We start from the raw sequence: 16,168 nt of genomic DNA on the forward strand, positions 1-16,168 counted from the left end.
CTCGCCCAAGGGTAGTAGCGGCTCCCCGACCGCTACCTGACTGCGGCGGTCAGGTAGCTGTCACCCGCCGCGCGGCGGGTGTGGCCAATTGCCCGGCCGTCAGGTCTTGTACTTGATCGAGCAGCCGTAGGGCCGCGTGGCGGCAGCCGAGATCGGCCTGCCGCCGAAGGCCTCGCCCAGGGCCTGGTTCACGTAGTTGGTCGCGGTCTTGATGTCGTCCACCCGCGCCGAGGCGATGCTGTCGATGCCGCCCGCGTACACCAGCGTGCCCTTGGGGTCGATGATGAAGATGTGCGGCGTGGTGCGCGCGCCGTAGACCTGACCGATGAGGCCGTCCTCGTCCATCAGCACGGCGGTGGGCGCGGCCTTCTGCGACTTCATCCAGGCGTCGAGCGCCTCGGGCTTGAGGTAGTCGGTGGCGGCGCGCTCGGTGGAATTGATGGCCAGCCACACCACGCCCTTGTCGGTGGCGGCCTTCTGCGTGGCGGGCATGTTGCCGCTGCCGTAGTGCTTGCGCACGAAGGGGCAGCCGGGGTTGGTCCATTCGAGCACCACGAACTTGCCCGCGAAATCGGACAGCTTGTGCTTGGCGCCGGTGGTGTCGACGGCCACGAAATCGGGCGCCTGCTGGCCCACTGCGGGCGCTGCGGCGGCATTGCCGCCCATCAGGAAGGTGGCGCCCAGCGCCACGGCGGCGGCGACGACGGCACGGCGGGAGGCCCGGCTCAGGGCGGCGCGGGCGTTGCGCGCGGCGCGGAAGGAACGCGAGTCGGCGGTTGGCGAGAGAGACATGGCCAGCTTGAACTCCAAGACAAAATTCCAAACAACAACTGCAGCTTAGAACGGTTTCTTCAAGTGCTTGTGACAACCCATGTCAGGCCGGTGGTCAAAGCGCGGCGTCAAAGGGCGGCGATAGCGGCGCGGACCTCGTCCTTGCCCAGTATCTCCGTCAGCACGACGGGCGGCTTGCCCGGCGCCTGCAGCACGTACACCGGCACGCCGCTGCGGCCCAGCGCGGTGAGCGCGGCGGTGATGGCGGGGTCGCGGCGGGTCCAGTCGGCGCGCAGCATCGCGACCTTCTTGGCGTCGAAGTCGGCCAGCACCTGCTCGTCGGACAGGGTGCTCTTCTTGTTGTACTGGCAGGTCACGCACCATGCGGCGGTGAAGTCGATGAAGACCGGCCGGCCCGCATCCGACAACTGCGCCACGCGCTCGGCGGACCAGGGCTGCCAGCGCTGGCCGGCCCCGTCCTTCGTGGCGGCCGATGCCAGCTTCGCGGGCTCAACCACCTGCAGCACGTTGCGGCCGATGGCGGCGGTGAGCACGGCGGTGAAGGCGATCAGCACGCCCGCGATCACCAGCCGCGTGCGCCCGCGCAGCGTGAGCGCCCAGACGATGGCGGCCATGCACACCAGCAGCGCCAGCAGCGTGCCCGCGCCATCGATGCCGCTTTGCTGGCCGAGCACCCACACCAGCCAGGCCACGGTGGCGAACATCGGGAAGGCCAGCAGGCGGCGCAGCGTGCCCATCCACGGGCCGGGCTTGGGCAGCAGGTAGGCCACGGCGGGCACGAAACCGGCCACCAGGTACGGCAGCGCCAGCCCGAAGCCCAGCGCCACGAACAGCAGCAGCGCCTGCGCCGCCGGCAGGCCGATGGCGAAACCGAGCGAGGCCCCCATGAACGGCGCGGAGCAGGGCGATGCGATGACCACGGCGAGCACGCCGGAAAGGAAGTCGTTGGCCAGCGGATGCCTAGCCTGCGCGCTGCACACCGAAGAGGGCGCGGCGCGGCCGAATTCGAAAACGCCCGCGAGGTTCAGCCCGATCAGCGTGAAAAGTGCGGCAAGAGCAGCCACCACGCCCGGCGACTGCAGCTGGAAGCCCCAGCCCAGCCCGGCGCCGGCCGCGCGCAGCGCCAGCATGCCGCCGCCGAGCGCGAGGAATGACAGCATCACGCCGCCCGTGTAGGCCAGCCCGGCCTTGCGGTGCGCGCTGGCGTTGCCGGCCTGCCGCGCGAAGCCCAGCACCTTGATCGCGAGGATCGGGAACACGCAGGGCATCAGGTTCAGCAGCAGGCCGCCGAACAGGGCGCCCAGCAGCGCGGCCAGGAAGGTGGTGGAAGACGGGGCGGGCAGCTCGGCGGCCTTTGCCGCACCGGCATTCGCGGCATTGGCCGCGAGCGCGGCCTGCAGCGCTGGTGAAACCTCGGCTGCCCGCGGCGCGGCGGCCGCAGGCCAGGCGCCCGAAACCGGCGCCTCGGCGCGCCATGCCACCGGCTGGCCGGCCTGCCGGTCGGCCTCGGGCAGCGTCACCACCACCGGCATGACGGTGGGGCTGGCACTGCGCTGATCGGCCAGCGGCATCGTGGCGGTCCAGGTGTCGCCTTGCCAGGATTGGGTCCAGTCCTTGCCGGAGACGGCCGCGGTGCGGATCACCTCGGGTGTCTCGGGGAAGAACTCCAGCGTCTTGCCCTGCGCGGCGGCGGGCAGGCCCTCGAGCCGCACCTTCAGGCTGTGGCCTTCGACCTCGACGGCGCCCGGCCTGGCCAGCGGCTGCGGGCGGGCGGCGAGGGCGGTGTCGAATTCGGCCTTGTGCAGCGCGGTCGAGCCCTGCAGCGGCAGCGCCAGCGTGAAGGCGCCCTCCTCGGGAATGCATTCCTTGCGGCAGACCAGCCAGGAGGCCTTGAGCTGGATGTCCATCGCCGGGGTGCCGCCCAGCGCCACCGGCGGCTTGTAGAGCGTGGACACCTCCAGCGGCACTGGCAGCAGCACGGTGTTCTCGTAACCGTAGTTGGCGAGGCTGCCGACCGGGATCTTCTTCGGCGCCGGCCATGCGATCTCGCCGGTGGACACGCCCGCCGGCAGCGTCCACGTCATCTCGGTGGGCAGGCCGGAATCGCCGGCGTTCTTCCAGTAGGTGTGCCACTCGGGCTGGTGCGCGATCTGCAGGCCGACCCATACCGGAGCGCCGGGTGTCACGCCGTCGGGGGCGTGGGCGACGAGTTCAGCGCGCACATGGGGAGTGGTGACCACCGCGCCCGGTTTGGACGCCAGTTCGGGTGTCGATTGCGCCAGCGCCGGCATGCTGGCTGCGGCTGTTGCTATCAGAAGCGTAGCGAATTGGATGCGCGGGAAGATCATGCCGTCAGTCGGAGCAATCGGTGGGGGCGAAGTTCCGGGGCTTGGTTCAGGCCGCCGTGGCGGCTTGCGAGCCCCAGCCCAGCACCACGCGTCGGCTGTTGGCGCTCTTCTTCTCTATCTTGGTGACCACCACCGCCCCGATCTCGGCGGTGTTTGCAACATGCGTGCCGCCGCAGGGCTGGAAGTCGATTGCCGTCTCGCCGTCGCCGGTTCCGCCGATGCGGATGGTGCGCACCGTGCCCGTGCCGCGCGGCGGCTGCACGCTCATGCTCTTGACCAGCGCCGGGTTGGCGTCGAGCTCCTCGTCGGTGATGGCGCCCACCGTCAGCGGATGGGCCGCCTCGACCAGCCGGGCCAGGCCGGCCGTCAGCGAGTCCTTGTCGAGCGGATCGGTCATGTGGAAGTCGAGCCGCGCGTACTCGGGCGTGATGGAGCAGCCGTTCACCGGCTGCGGCACCAGGTGGCACAGCAGGTGGGTGGCGGTGTGGAAGCGCATCAGGCGGTGGCGGCGCTCCCAGTCGATGCGGGCGGTGAGCGCGTCGCCGGGCTTCAGCGCGGCCAGCAGTTCGTCCTGCCCCGGGGCCGGCACGTGGATGAACTCGTCGGTCGGCTGGCCTTCCGCGTCCTTGGCCTTGCGGGTGTCGGCGACGACGACTTCGCGCCCGTCGGCCAGGGCCAGCACGCCGCTGTCTCCGGCCTGTCCGCCGCCCAGCGGGTAGAACACGGTGCGGTCCAGCACGATGCCGGTGTCGTCGATTCGCACGATGCGGGCGTCGCAGCTGCGCAGGTAGGCGTCGGCGCGGAACAGGTCGTCGGTCATCCGGCGATGGTAGCGGCGATGCGCGAATGAGGTGCGCCCACGCCAGAAAGCGCCCACGGCCGACACTCCCGGGCCCGCCGGGCTGGGGAAGATGGCGATGTGCGGCATGCCGTCGCGCGAAGGATCACGCATGGAAAAACAGCAGCAAGCACCCACCCGCATGCCGTCTTCATGGCCGCAGGCCGGCGCCCTGGCCCTGGCGGCCGCGTTGCTCGTGGCCGGCTGCGGCGAGGCCGCCAAGCTCTCGCCCGAGCTGACGACCGGTCCCCGCCCGCAGCTGGCCGAGCCGAACAAGACCCTGATTCCCACCGTCAACGTCGCCCCCGCAGTCGGCTGGACCGACACCGCGACGCCCGTTCCCGCCGAAGGCCTGAAGGTGACGGCGCTGGCGCGCGGCCTCGACCACCCGCGCTGGGTCTACACGCTGCCCAACGGCGACATCCTCGTGGCCGAGAGCAACAAGCCGCCCAAGCCCGCCGACAGCAACGACGGCGGCAGCGGCCCCGTCGCGAAGATCCGCAACTGGGTCATGGGCAAGGTCATGGGCCGCGCCGGCGCGGGCGTGCCCAGCGCCAACCGCATCACCCTGCTGCGCGACGCCGATGGTGACGGCGTCGCCGAGGTGAAGCAGGTGTTCATGGCCAACCTCCGCTCCCCCTACGGCATGGTGCTGGTGGGCAACGAACTCTTCGTCGCCAACGCCGATTCGCTGGTGAAGGTGCCCTACACCGAGGGCCAGACCTCCATCACCGCCAGCCCGACGCTGGTGACCCAACTGCCCGCCGGCATCAACCACCACTGGACCAAGAACGTCATCGCCAGCGCCGACGGCAGCAAGCTCTACGTGACCGTCGGCTCCAACAGCAACATCGGCGAGAACGGCCTGCCGGCCGAGGAGGGCCGCGCCGCCATCTGGGAGGTCGACACGAAGTCGGGCGAGAAGCGCCTCTTCGCCAGCGGCCTGCGCAACCCCAACGGCATGGGCTGGGAGCCCGACACCCAGGTACTGTGGACCGTGGTGAACGAGCGCGACGAGATCGGCAGCGACCTCGTGCCCGACTACCTCACCTCGGTGAAGGACGGCGCCTTCTACGGCTGGCCCTGGAGCTACTACGGCGGCGTGGTCGACGCGCGCGTGCAGCCGCAGAACCCGCAGATGGTCGCCAAGGCCATCGCACCCGACTACGCGCTGGGCTCGCACGTCGCGCCGCTGGGCATGGCCTTCTCGCGTCCAGGCGGCATGCCCGAGCAGTTCGCCAGCGGCGCCTTCATCGGCGAGCACGGCTCGTGGAACCGCAAGCCCAAGTCGGGCTACAAGGTGGTGTTCGTGCCCTTCATCGGCGGCAAGCCCAGCGGGCCGCCGATCGATGTGCTGACCGGTTTCCTGAGCGCCGACGAGAAGGCGCACGGCCGGCCGGTGGGGGTGGCGCTCGACAAGGCCGGCGCGCTGATCGTGGCCGACGACGTGGGCAACACCGTGTGGCGGGTGTCGAAGGCCAAGTAGCCTTCAAGTTCACCCCCGGCGGGCCGACGACAGCCGCGGCACGAGCTGCGCCGCCGGCCCGTCGACCTTGCGCGTTGCCGTGTCTCCGCGCAGGTGGTCGAAGAGCAGCGCGATGGCCTGCTGCGCCACCTCGTCCAGGTGCAGGTCCACGGCAGTGAGCGGCGGCACGCTGGTGCGGGCGCGCAGGCCGTCGTAGCGGGTGGCGACCATCACGTCCTCGGGAATGCGCCGGCCGGTCTCCAGAACCGCCGCGACCGCGCCCGTTGCGAATGCATCCACCGGCACGCAGAGGGCGTCGATGTCGGGGTGGGCCGCCAGCAGCGCCAGCGCGGCGTCGCGGCCGCCGCTTTCGCCCTTCGCCTCGTCGACCAGCGACAGCAGCGGCGCCTGCCGGTGCGCGGCGGCGAACGCGAGGTAGGCGGCCTGGCCCTCCACGTAGGAGTTGCGCTGCGCCGAGCCCAGGATCATCGCGATCCTGCGCGCGCCCTGCGCATGCAGATGCTCCAGCAGCAGCCGGGTGGTGTCGCCCGAATGGATGTCGACGTAGGGCGGCAGGGCCGTCCCGCTTTCGGCGCCTCCGGCCGCCTCGGCGGGCTTGCCGATCGCGACCACCGGCAGGCCGCGCCGCAGCAGGTAGTCCATGTTCGGGTCTCCGGCGGAGGGCTCGATGACCAGCGCTCCGTCCACGTCGAGCAGTTCCATCGGCACGCGCCCCGTTTCCATGGGTGGCGCCAGCACCAGGGCCAGGTTCCGGTCGAGCGCGGCCGAGGCGGCCACGGCCGCCACTTCCATGAGGAAGCCGAGTCTCGAAGGGCCGCCCGCCACAGCAAACGGCATCGACGACAACAGCACGATCATGTGCGCCTCGCCCGTGCGCAGCCGCTGCGCGTTGCGGTTGGGCCGGTAGCCGAGCTTCAGGGCGGCCTTCTCGACGCGCGCGCGGGTTTCGGCGTCCACCTGGCCGCGGGCGTTGAGCGCATGCGAGACGGTGGTGGGCGATACGCCCGCTTCGCGCGCCACGTCCTTGATGTTCGCTCGCGGCGATGGCTCGGTACTCATCCCGTTGACCTTTTCAAAAACCGGTGCTTCAATTCCCAAATCGTTTTGGGCGCGTTGTCCCGGAATGTACTTCACCCGCCTCGGCGGATTTTTTTGCGAGCACGCCCAAATCGATTTGGGCGCCAATCCGGTCAAAGGATTCGATCATGTCCCGTGTATCCGACGCCCCTGCCGTCGACGCCGTGCTGCCCGTTTCGCAACTGCTCCTGTTCGGCCTGCAGCATGTGCTGGTGATGGCTGCCGTGCCCATCACCTCCGTTTTCCTTGTGGCCAAGGCGTTGGGCCTGCCCGCCGCCCTCACGGTCAACCTGATCAGCGCCACCTTTTTGCTGTGCGGCGTGGGCACGCTGCTGCAATCCTTCGGACCGTGGAAGTTCGGGGCGCGGCTGCCCTTCGTCATGGTGCCGGGCGGGGCACCCATCGTGATGTTCGTGACCATCGCGCAGCAGCGCGACCTGCAGACCGCCTCCGGCGCGGTGATCCTCACCGCGCTGTTCTATTTCCTCGTGCTGCCGGTGTTCGCGCGCTGCCTGCGCTACTTTCCGAAGATCGTCATCGGCACCTTGCTGCTGCTGGTGTCCATCAACCTGGTGAAGGTGTACGGCGGCATCATCGCGGGCAAGGCCGGCTCGCCCACTTTCGCCGATCCCGCGAACATCGGGCTGGCCTTGGCGACCATCGGCTTCACGGTGCTGTTCGCGCGGCTTTTCAAGGGCATGCTCGGCCAACTGGCGGTGCTGCTGGGGCTGCTGGCGGGCACCTTGCTGGCGGCGGCCTGCGGGCAGATGGATTTTGGCTCCATCGCGGCCGGCCCGCTCTGGAGCGCGCCGACGCTGCTGCCCTTCGGCATGCCGCATTTCGACGTGGTGGCGGCCGTGCCGCTGCTGATCTTCAGCGTGATCTCGATGGTCGAGGCCACGGGCCAGACGGTGGCGGTGGCCGAGGTGGTCGGCCGCAGGATCGATCCGCGCGAAGCCGTGCCGCGCACCATCCGCGGCGATGCGCTGGTGTCGCTGGCGGGCGGGCTGTTCGGCACGTCGATGATCATCACCAGCGGCGAGAACATCGGCATCGTGCGCGCCACCAATGTGCGCTCGCGCTACGTCACTGCCACGGCGGGTGCGATCCTGATCCTCATCGCGCTGTCGGCGCCGCTGGGCCGGCTGGCCAGCGCCATTCCCTCGGCCGTGGTGGGCGGCACCGCGATGGTGGTGTTCGCGATCATCGGCACGATGGGCATCGACATGCTGCGCAAGGTCGACCTGCACGAGCGCGGCAACATGTTCGTGCTGGCCGGCGCGTTGACCATGGGCCTGCTGCCCATCGTCGTGCCGGGGCTCTACAGCCGCTTTCCCGACACGCTGCAGCTGGTGCTGGGCAACGGCCTGGCGATGGGCTCGCTCACGGCGGTGGTGCTCAACATGGTCTTCAACCGCGTCCACGCGGAGCGCACCGAGATGGCGCCGGCTTCGCAGGCATGAGCCGGGCCACGTTTCCTCTTTTTCTTTCTCCTCTCTTCACCATGTCTCCTGAACTCGATGCCGCGATGCTCGCGGCCGACGAGCTGCTGCTCGTTCCCGACCACCTGATGCTGCGCGACGGCCCGGCCACCGGCCATGCCGTGCTGGTGGCCGGCGGACTGTTCCGCGATGTCGGCCCCGCTGGCGTCCTTGCCGCGCGCCACCCTCATCTCACGCCGCTGGCCCTTCCCGGCAAGCTGCTCATGCCCGGCATGATCGACGCGCACCATCACCTGACGCAGTCCTTCGGCAAGTCGCTGGCCTATGGCGAGCCGTCCGAGATCTTCCGCCGCGTGTGGGTGCCGCTCGAATCCAGCCTGGACGACGAGTTCGTCTACCTGGCCTCCAAGCTCGCGGCGCTCGAATCGCTGCGCGGCGGCTTCACCACCGTCTGCGACGCGGGCACGCGTGCGCCGGGCGACATCGGCGCGATCGCGGCCGCCGTGCAGGAAGCGGGGCTGCGCTGCGTGCTCGGCCTGATCTGCAACGACGGCGGCAACGACAGCAGCGCCGGCGAGCGCCGGGAGATCCTGGCGCGGGCCGGACACTTCCTGGGCCGCTGGCCGCGCGAGGGGCTGGTCCATCCGTCGCTCGCCGTCTCGGTGCCCGAGGCCGCCTCCGACGAGATGCTCGCCGGCGTCTCGTCCCTGTGCGCCGAAGCGCGCGCCATCTTCCAGACGCACGTCAACGAGCACCTCGCGTCGGTCGAGCGCTCGGTGGTCCAGCGCGGCTGCCGGCCGCTCGAGTTGCTGGCCCGGCTGGGCGCGCTGGGCCCGCAGGTGCTGATCGCGCACGGCACGCTCGTCACGCCGTCCGAACTCGTGCTGCTGCGCGACACCGACACCGCCGTGAGCTACAACCCCGTCGCCAGCCAGTGGAAGGGCAACGCCGTGGCGCCCGCGAACCTGATGGCGGCCATGAGCATCCGCTTCGGCCTCGGCACCGATGCCACGCGCAGCGACGCCTTCCGCCTGATGGACGCGGCCGAGGCCGCGCAGAAGCTGGCCTTCGGCCTGGCCATCGGCGATGCGTCGAGCGGGGGCGGCTGGACCTGGTTCGACCACGCCACGCACGAAGGCGCGCGCGCCGTGGGCCTGGACCACCTGACCGGCGAGATCGCGGCGGGCAAGCACGCCGACTTCCTGATCGTCGACGTCGACACGCCCGAAATGTGCACTTCCGTCGATCTCACCTGGGACCTGGTGCGCCTGGGCAACCGCGACCAGATCAGCGCCGTGTTCGTGGCCGGACGCCTGCGCCTGTGGGAGGGATGGCCGCCCGACTGGGACGCCCGGGCGCTGCAGCGCCGGCTCGCGGAGATCGCGCATGCGGCGATGGACCGCGCGCCCATCCTGCGCCTGCATCCGACGGCGGCCGAGCATCGGCGCCTTTGCCGCGCGCGCGCCGAAGGTGGGCTTGGGTTGGGTCCGCAGTGAGCGCGCAGCACCTTCTTCTCGTCTCCGCAGCCGTGCTGTTCGCCGCCTTCGTGCAGGGCGCGACCGGTGTCGGCTTCGCGCTGATCGCCGCGCCGGTGATCGGCATCGTGCGCCCCGACCTGCTGCCGGTGTGCGTGCTGGTGCTGATGCTTCCGCTGAATTTCTACGTGATGTGGCGTGAGCGTGGCGCGATCGACCGTGTCGGCGCCGGCTGGATCAGCGGGGGGCGCCTGCTTGGCACCGCCGGCGGACTCTGGGTGCTGGCGGCGTTGAGCGCGAGCCACCTGTCGCTGTTCGTCGGCGCATCGACCATCGCGGCGGCGCTGGTGACGCTGCTGATGCCGGCCTTCTCGCCGGGGCGCGGCGCCTTCGTGGCGGCCGGCCTCGTCACCGGCATCACCGAAACCGCGACCGGCATCGGCGGTCCGCCGCTAGCGCTGGTCTACCAGCACCAGCCGGCGCCCTCCATGCGCTCGACCATCGCGCTGTGCTTTCTCGTCGGCGAGCTGGTGTCGCTGGTCACACTGATGGCAGCGGGACGCATCGACGGCTCCCAACTGCAGGCGGCCGCGCAACTGCTGCCCGCACTGGTGGTGGGCGCCGTGCTCAGCCGCGTGGTGCACCGGCACATCAACGGGCGGGTGCTGCGCGTCTTCGTGCAGGTGTTCGCGATCGTGTCGGGCGCGGCCCTGCTGCTGCATTCATTCTGAATCGCCGTGCGCGGACCGCCAGGCTGCGCGGCCCAGCCTGTAGAGCCTGTGCCGCCGCAGCGCGTGCCCCTCGGGCACCAGCGGATGGTCGAAGGCGCCGTCCGCGTCCTCCGTCATGCCGACGCGCTGCATCACCGCTGCCGAGCGGGTGTTGTTCCAGGCGGTGAAGGCGACGATCTCCTCCAGGCCGAGCCGCTCGAAGCCTATCTGCAGCGCGGCGCGCGCCGCTTCGCTCGCATAGCCGTGGCCCCACCACTTGCGCGCGAAGCGCCAGCCGATCTCCACGCAGGGCGAGAAGGGCAGCTCGGCCGACGGCGAGTTGAGGCCGGTGAAGCCCATGAACTCGCCCGATTCCCTGTGCGCCACCGCCCAGAAGCCCCAGCCGTTCTCCGCGATGCGCGAGCGCGTGCGCGCGACCGCCGCGTCGCTGTCGGCGCGCGTGGGCAGCGGCAGCAGGAACTCCATCACCAGCGGGTCGCCCGCGAGTTCGAAGAAGGGGGCCAGGTCGCTGTCGCGCCATTGGCGCAGACGCAGGCGGGGCGTGTCGGTTTCGATGATGTCCGTGGTCATGCGGCCGATTGTGTCGCACGGCATTTATGTCATGACGTGATATATTTGCGGCCGTTCCGCCAACCGCACCGCCATGGCTCCCACACCCCGCAAGCTCGCCAAGAAGGACTTCGAGGCGCTTTCCCAGTTCCGCTACCAGATGCGCCGTTTCGAGCGCTTCTCCGAACGCGCCGCGCAGGCCGAGGGCCTCACGCCGCAGCAGTACCTGGTGCTGCTGCACATCAAGGGCGTGCCGGGGCGCGACTGGGCCTCGGTGGGGGAAATCGCCGAGCGCCTGCAACTGCAGCCCCATGGCGCGGTCGCGCTGGTCACGCGCTGCGAGGCGCTCGAACTGGTGCAGCGCAGGCCCAGCGAAACCGATCGCCGGCAGGTGGAGGTGCATCTCCTCGCCAAGGGCGAGAAGCTGCTGTCGAGGCTGGCTGAACTCCACCGCGCGGAGTTGCGCTCGCTGAAAGGCGTGTTCGACGTGCCGCAGATCGATCTTCCGGAAAATCCATGAGCTCCAAGGCCACCTCCCATCCGCCGCGCGGCGACTTCGCGCTCAACACGCGTCTGATGCGCATCACCGTCATGGCCGCCGTCATCGGCGCCGTGAGCACGGTGGCCGCGCGCGTGCTGCTCGACCTGATCCGCTTCTTCACCAACCTGTTCTTCTTCCAGACCTTCTCGCTGGCCGACCGCTCGCCGGCCACGCACACGCTGGGCGCCTGGGTCATCGTGGTGCCGGTGATCGGCGGGCTCATCGTCGGGCTGGTGGCGCGCTACGGCTCCGACAAGATCCGCGGCCATGGCATTCCCGAGGCCATCGAGGCGATCCTGTTCGGCAAGAGCCGCATGTCGCCGAAGGTGGCGCTGCTCAAGCCGCTCTCGTCGGGCATTGTCATCGGCAGCGGCGGGCCCTTCGGCGCGGAGGGTCCGATCATCATGACCGGCGGCGCCATCGGCTCGCTGATCGCGCAGCACTTCCACCTCACCGCGGCCGAGCGCAAGGCACTGCTGGTGGCGGGCGCCACCGCGGGCATGACGGCGGTGTTCGGCACGCCGGTGGCGGCCGTGCTGCTGGCCGTGGAGCTGCTGCTCTTCGAGCTGCGCCCGCGCAGCCTGCTGCCGGTGGCCGTGGCCTGCGCGGTGGCGGGCTTCGCGCGGCCGCTGCTGATGGACCCGGGCCCGCTCTTTCCGCTGCAGACGGCCGCGCCCGGCCCGCTCGCCATGCTGTCGTGCGTGATCGCGGGCGTGCTGTGCGGCGCGCTCGCGGCATCGCTGTCGATCTCGCTCTACAAGGTGGAAGACTGGTTCGGCAAGCTGCCGGTGCACTGGATGTGGTGGCCCGCCATCGGCGGCCTCGCGGTGGGCATCGGCGGCTACTTGCAGCCGCGCGCGCTGGGCGTGGGCTACGACGTGATTGGCGACCTGCTGCACAACCACCTGGCGCTGGGCGTGGTGGTCGCGCTGCTGGCGGTGAAGGCCGTGATCTGGGTCATCTCGCTGGGCTCGGGCACCTCGGGCGGCGTGCTCGCGCCGCTGCTGATGATGGGCGCGGGCCTCGGCGTGGTGCTGTCGCACGTGCTGCCCGGCAACGACCCGATGCTGTGGCCGCTGGTCTGCATGGCGGCCACGCTGGGTGGCGTGATGCGCGCGCCGCTCACCGCCACCATCTTCGCCTTCGGGCTCACGCACGACAGCAACGCGCTGCTGCCGCTGCTGGCCACCTCGGCCGTGGCCTACGGCTTCACCGTGCTGACGATGCGCCGCTCGATCCTCACCGAGAAGATCGCGCGCCGCGGCTATCACATCTACCGCGAGTACGGCATCGATCCGCTGGAGCGGCATTCGGTGGAAGAGGTGATGACGCGCGAGGTGCGCAGCATCGACGCAGCCATGCCGCTGGCGCAGGCGATGTTCGAATACTTCGGCGAGGGGCAGGCGCACCGCGCCTTCCCGGTGCTGCGCAACGGCGCGGTGATCGGCGTGGCCGATCGCGCCATGCTCGCCGCGCGCGGCACGCGCGACCCCATCGCCACGGTGGGCGACGCCTGCGCCGACGTGCCGCTCTATTTCGCGCTGCCCGGCGAGAACTGCCGGGCCGTCGCCACGCGGCTCGCGCGCCACAGGCTGGAGCGCCTGCCGGTGGTGAAGGACGCGCAGTCGTTCGCGCTGGTGGGCATCGTGGCGCGCAGCGACCTCATCAAGCCGTCGCTCGCGCACTTCGACGAAGAGGAAAAGCGCGAGCGCATGCGCGGGCTGCCCTGGCAGTCCTAGTTCATCAGAATCCCGCCAGCACCACCTTGCCCTGCGCCTTGCCGCTCTCGATGAGCGCGTGGGCGCGGCGCAAATTGGCGGCGTTGATGGTGCCGAAGCTCGCGTTGGCCGTGGTGCGGATGCGGCCCGCGTCCACAAGCGCGGCCACCTCGGCCAGCAGCGCGCCCTGCTCGGCGATGTCGGGCGTCTCGAAGCGCGAGCGCGCGAACATCATCTCCCAGTGCAGCGAGATGCACTTGGTCTTCAGCGGCATCGCGTCGAGCACCTTCATGTCGTCGATCACCGCGAGCTGGCCCTGGGGCTTGAGGCTTTCGATGATCTGCGCGTAGTGCTGGTCGGTCTGCGTGAGGCTGGCGACCATGTCGACCTCGCCGATGCCGGCGGCCTTCAGCTCGGCGGCCAGCGGCTTCGAATGGTCGATGACCGCGTGCGCGCCCAGCTCCAGGCACCAGGCGCGCGTCTCGGCGCGCGAGGCGGTGGCGACGACGCGCAGCTTCGTCAGCTGGCGCGCGAGCTGGATGAGGATGGAGCCCACGCCGCCGGCGCCGCCGGTGACCAGCAGCGTCTGGCCTTCGCCGCCGCCCTTGGGTACGCGCAGGCGGTCGAACAGCAGTTCGTACGCGGTGATGGTGGTCAGCGGCAGCGCGGCGGCCTGCGCGTCGTCGAGGCTCTTTGGGGCGAGGGCGGCGATGCGCTCGTCCACCGCGTGCAGTTCGGCATTGGTGCCGGGGCGGATGATCGAGCCCGAGTAGTACACGCGGTCGCCGGGCTTGAAGTTCTTCACGCCGGCGCCGACGGCCTCGACCGTGCCGACCGCATCCCAGCCCAGCACCTTGGCCTGGCCGGCCTCGGGCGCGGCGTTCTTGCGGACCTTGGTGTCCACGGGGTTGACCGACACCGCCTTCACGCGCACCAGCAGGTCGCGCGCGCCGGGCACGGGTGCGGGCAGCTCGATGTCCTGCAGCGATTCGGGGTTCTCGATGGGGAGGGACTGGTAGTAGCCGATGGCTTTCATGGGAGGGCCTTTCTGTGACGATGATTGAACTGTAGGATCGCAAGGCTGGTTTGATAAGTAGGCTGAAATCAGCAACAGTTTCAAATGAAGATTGAAAATATCTCCGATCTGCAGGTGCTGGTGCATACGGCGCGGGCGGGCACGCTCACGGCTGCAGCGCATGCGCTGGGGATCACGCCGGCTGCGGCCAGCGCGACGCTCAAGCGGCTGGAGGCGCAGCTCGGGGCGCGGCTGTTCGAGCGGTCGACGCGGGCGATGCGGCTCACGCCTCAAGGGCAGACGCTGCTCGATTACGCTGTGCGGGCCTTCGAGCTGCTCGACGAGGGGGAATCGCTGGTCACGGCCGATCGCGGGGAGCTGGTCGGCACCCTGCGCGTGGCTTCGCCTTCGGACCTGACGCGCAGCACGCTGCTGCCTTGGTTCGACGAATTCCTGGCGCTGCATCCGGGCGTGCAGCTGTCGCTGTCGGTGGGCGACCGGCCGCTGGACGTGATGCGCGACGAGGTCGACGTGGCGCTGCGGTACGGGGCGCTGGCGGATTCGCGGCTGGTGGCGCGGCCGTTCGCGCTCACCAATCCGCTGCTCACGGCTTCACCCGACTACCTGCGGAGGCATCCGGCGCCTCGGGTGCCGCAGGATCTGGTGCATCACAACTGCCTGATCTTCAATCGCTCCGGACGTCGGCACAGGGTCTGGCGGTTTGCGCAGAACGGGCAGTGGACGGAGGTGCGGGTGAATGGGAACCGCAGCGTGGACGATGCTTCGCTGGCGCGGGAGTGGACTGTGGCGGGGTATGGGATTTCTCTGAAGTCTGCGCTGGATGTGCGCGATGACATTCGCGAGGGGCGGCTCGTTCGGTTGCTGGCGGATTGGGAGACTGAGCCTTATCCGTTGCATGCGTTGTTGCCTAGTGGGAGGTTTGTGCCGGCTCGGGTTCGGGCTTTTGTCGACTTCTTGGGGTTGAAGTTCGAGTCTTTACTGGCTTCGGAGTGAGGTTGTTTCCCGGGGCCGGGACTCGCCCCGGCGGGCGACCTACTTTTCTTTGCTTCGCCAAAGAAAAGTAGGCAAAAGAAAGGCGACCCCACTGTCTGCGTCCCTCCGCTTCGCTGCGGGCAACCTGCGGTGCTCGCGTTTCGCGGGGTCTCGCCCAAACTCGCTTCGCTCGGACAAGGGCGAGCCCTGATCCGCGAAACGCTGCGCTCCTCGGCGCAGCCAGAGGGGGGCGACCCGGGCCATTGCTTCGCTCGGCCTCGTTTTTCTCCCTCTCCCGCTTGCGGGAGAGGGTTGGGGTGAGGGCCGCGGCGTTCGATGTCGCCGTGCTTTCTCGTTCCCTCAGATCATCGGCGTCACCGCCCCATCCATCGCCACGATCGCGCCCGTCACATAGCTCGCCTTCGGCGACGCGAGGAACAGCACCGTGTTCGCCACTTCCTCCGGCGTCGCGATGCGGCCCAGCGGCAGTCTGGCCTTGGCACGCTCCAGTGCTTCGTCGGTGCCGATGCCCTGCAGCTTCGCGTCGGCCTTCATGCCCTCCTGCAGGCGCTCGGTGAGGGTGAGGCCGGGGTTCACGGCGTTCACGCGCACGCCCTTGGCGGCGTAGGCGGCGGCCATGCCGGCGCTCACGAGCATGAGGGCGGCGTTGGCGGCGCCGCCTGCCATGTGCACGGGGCTGGCGACCTTGCCGCCCTGGCCGATGACGTTGACGATGGCGCCGCGGCCGCGCTGGCCCATGCGCTTCACGACGGGGTCGATCATGTGGATGTAGGTGAAGTACTTGGCGTCCATCGCGTCGTGCCACGACGCGGGCGTGAGATCGTCGGGCGGGGTGCGGCGCGCGGCGCCGGCGGAGTTGACGAGGACGTCGACGGGGCCGAAGGCCTGTTCAGCGGCATCGAGCGCGGCGAGCGCGCCGGCCGGGTCCTTGAGGTCGGCTGCGTGGACGGACACGCGGCCTTCGGCCTGCGGGAACGACTCGGCCAGCGTCCTGCGGCCCTGTTCGAGGTTGGCGAGGTCGCGCGAGACGAGGCTCACGCGCGCGCCTTCGCGCAGGAAGCCGAGCGCGCAGGCCAGGCCGATGCCCTTGCTGCCGCCGGTGACGAGTACGTGCTGGTCCTGGAGCTGGAGGTCCATGAAAC

At 70.0% G+C, this 16,168-nt stretch carries 14 protein-coding genes; 7 read left to right on the forward strand and 7 right to left on the reverse strand.

Going from position 1 to position 16,168, the window contains the following annotated elements; genetic code table 11:
• Window positions 1-99 precede the first annotated feature (99 nt).
• The 3 genes from ABL844_RS03920 to ABL844_RS03930 all read right to left on the reverse strand — a co-directional run bounded on the left by ABL844_RS03920 (window position 100) and on the right by ABL844_RS03930 (window position 3,960).
• Entirely contained in the window at window positions 100-792 is a 693-nt protein-coding gene (locus ABL844_RS03920) for a thioredoxin family protein (RefSeq protein ID WP_184634398.1), read from the reverse strand.
• Between the two features lie 107 nt (window positions 793-899).
• Window positions 900-3,140, reverse strand: coding sequence for a protein-disulfide reductase DsbD family protein (locus ABL844_RS03925; protein WP_418130528.1), 2,241 nt, complete (start codon window positions 3,138-3,140; stop codon window positions 900-902).
• Window positions 3,141-3,186: 46 nt separating this feature from the next.
• A complete protein-coding gene (locus tag ABL844_RS03930; protein WP_126021719.1) occupies window positions 3,187-3,960 on the reverse strand; it encodes an alanyl-tRNA editing protein in 774 nt (257 codons plus the stop codon).
• 130 nt (window positions 3,961-4,090) lie between these two features.
• Here ABL844_RS03930 and ABL844_RS03935 point away from each other — a divergent pair, with 130 nt between their 5' ends.
• Window positions 4,091-5,464 carry a PQQ-dependent sugar dehydrogenase gene (locus tag ABL844_RS03935; RefSeq protein WP_418130529.1) on the forward strand — a complete coding sequence of 458 codons (1,374 nt, stop codon included), beginning with the start codon at window positions 4,091-4,093 and terminating at the stop codon, window positions 5,462-5,464.
• Window positions 5,465-5,473: 9 nt separating this feature from the next.
• On the opposite strand, the gene ABL844_RS03940 is transcribed toward ABL844_RS03935, so the two are convergent.
• Window positions 5,474-6,523 carry a LacI family DNA-binding transcriptional regulator gene (locus ABL844_RS03940; RefSeq protein ID WP_418130530.1) on the reverse strand — a complete coding sequence of 350 codons (1,050 nt, stop codon included), beginning with the start codon at window positions 6,521-6,523 and terminating at the stop codon, window positions 5,474-5,476.
• Between the two features lie 146 nt (window positions 6,524-6,669).
• Here ABL844_RS03940 and ABL844_RS03945 point away from each other — a divergent pair, with 146 nt between their 5' ends.
• The 3 genes from ABL844_RS03945 to ABL844_RS03955 are packed head-to-tail and all read left to right on the forward strand — an operon-like array spanning window position 6,670 to window position 10,189.
• Window positions 6,670-8,004, forward strand: coding sequence for a uracil-xanthine permease family protein (locus ABL844_RS03945; RefSeq protein ID WP_418130531.1), 1,335 nt, complete (start codon window positions 6,670-6,672; stop codon window positions 8,002-8,004).
• Between the two features lie 41 nt (window positions 8,005-8,045).
• Entirely contained in the window at window positions 8,046-9,479 is a 1,434-nt protein-coding gene (locus ABL844_RS03950) for an amidohydrolase family protein (RefSeq protein WP_418130532.1), read from the forward strand.
• Window positions 9,476-10,189, forward strand: a complete 714-nt coding sequence (locus ABL844_RS03955) for a sulfite exporter TauE/SafE family protein (RefSeq protein WP_184634408.1) — start codon at window positions 9,476-9,478, stop codon at window positions 10,187-10,189. The genes ABL844_RS03950 and ABL844_RS03955 overlap by 4 nt, the downstream gene beginning before the upstream one ends.
• On the opposite strand, the gene ABL844_RS03960 is transcribed toward ABL844_RS03955, so the two are convergent.
• Window positions 10,181-10,759 (reverse strand): GNAT family N-acetyltransferase, encoded by a 579-nt coding sequence (locus ABL844_RS03960; RefSeq protein WP_418130533.1) that lies wholly within the window; start codon window positions 10,757-10,759, stop codon window positions 10,181-10,183. The two genes, ABL844_RS03955 and ABL844_RS03960, sit on opposite strands and share 9 nt — an antisense overlap.
• Before the next feature lie 73 nt (window positions 10,760-10,832).
• Here ABL844_RS03960 and ABL844_RS03965 point away from each other — a divergent pair, with 73 nt between their 5' ends.
• Entirely contained in the window at window positions 10,833-11,258 is a 426-nt protein-coding gene (locus ABL844_RS03965) for a MarR family winged helix-turn-helix transcriptional regulator (protein ID WP_126021597.1), read from the forward strand.
• Window positions 11,255-13,018, forward strand: coding sequence for a chloride channel protein (locus ABL844_RS03970; protein ID WP_184634411.1), 1,764 nt, complete (start codon window positions 11,255-11,257; stop codon window positions 13,016-13,018). The genes ABL844_RS03965 and ABL844_RS03970 overlap by 4 nt, the downstream gene beginning before the upstream one ends.
• Window positions 13,019-13,022: 4 nt before the next feature.
• Here ABL844_RS03970 and ABL844_RS03975 read toward each other — a convergent pair whose 3' ends face one another.
• Window positions 13,023-14,033: a zinc-binding alcohol dehydrogenase family protein gene (locus tag ABL844_RS03975; protein WP_126021595.1), complete on the reverse strand. Its 1,011-nt coding sequence runs from the start codon at window positions 14,031-14,033 to the stop codon at window positions 13,023-13,025.
• Between the two features lie 84 nt (window positions 14,034-14,117).
• Here ABL844_RS03975 and ABL844_RS03980 point away from each other — a divergent pair, with 84 nt between their 5' ends.
• Window positions 14,118-15,026: a LysR family transcriptional regulator gene (locus ABL844_RS03980; protein WP_418130534.1), complete on the forward strand. Its 909-nt coding sequence runs from the start codon at window positions 14,118-14,120 to the stop codon at window positions 15,024-15,026.
• Window positions 15,027-15,365: 339 nt separating this feature from the next.
• Here the strand turns inward: ABL844_RS03980 and ABL844_RS03985 are convergent, their stop codons facing one another.
• Entirely contained in the window at window positions 15,366-16,163 is a 798-nt protein-coding gene (locus ABL844_RS03985) for an SDR family oxidoreductase (protein WP_418130535.1), read from the reverse strand.
• Window positions 16,164-16,168 lie beyond the last annotated feature (5 nt).

The sequence above is a fragment of the Variovorax sp. 278MFTsu5.1 genome (assembly GCF_048305045.1).
GTDB lineage: Bacteria > Pseudomonadota > Gammaproteobacteria > Burkholderiales > Burkholderiaceae_C > Variovorax > Variovorax guangxiensis.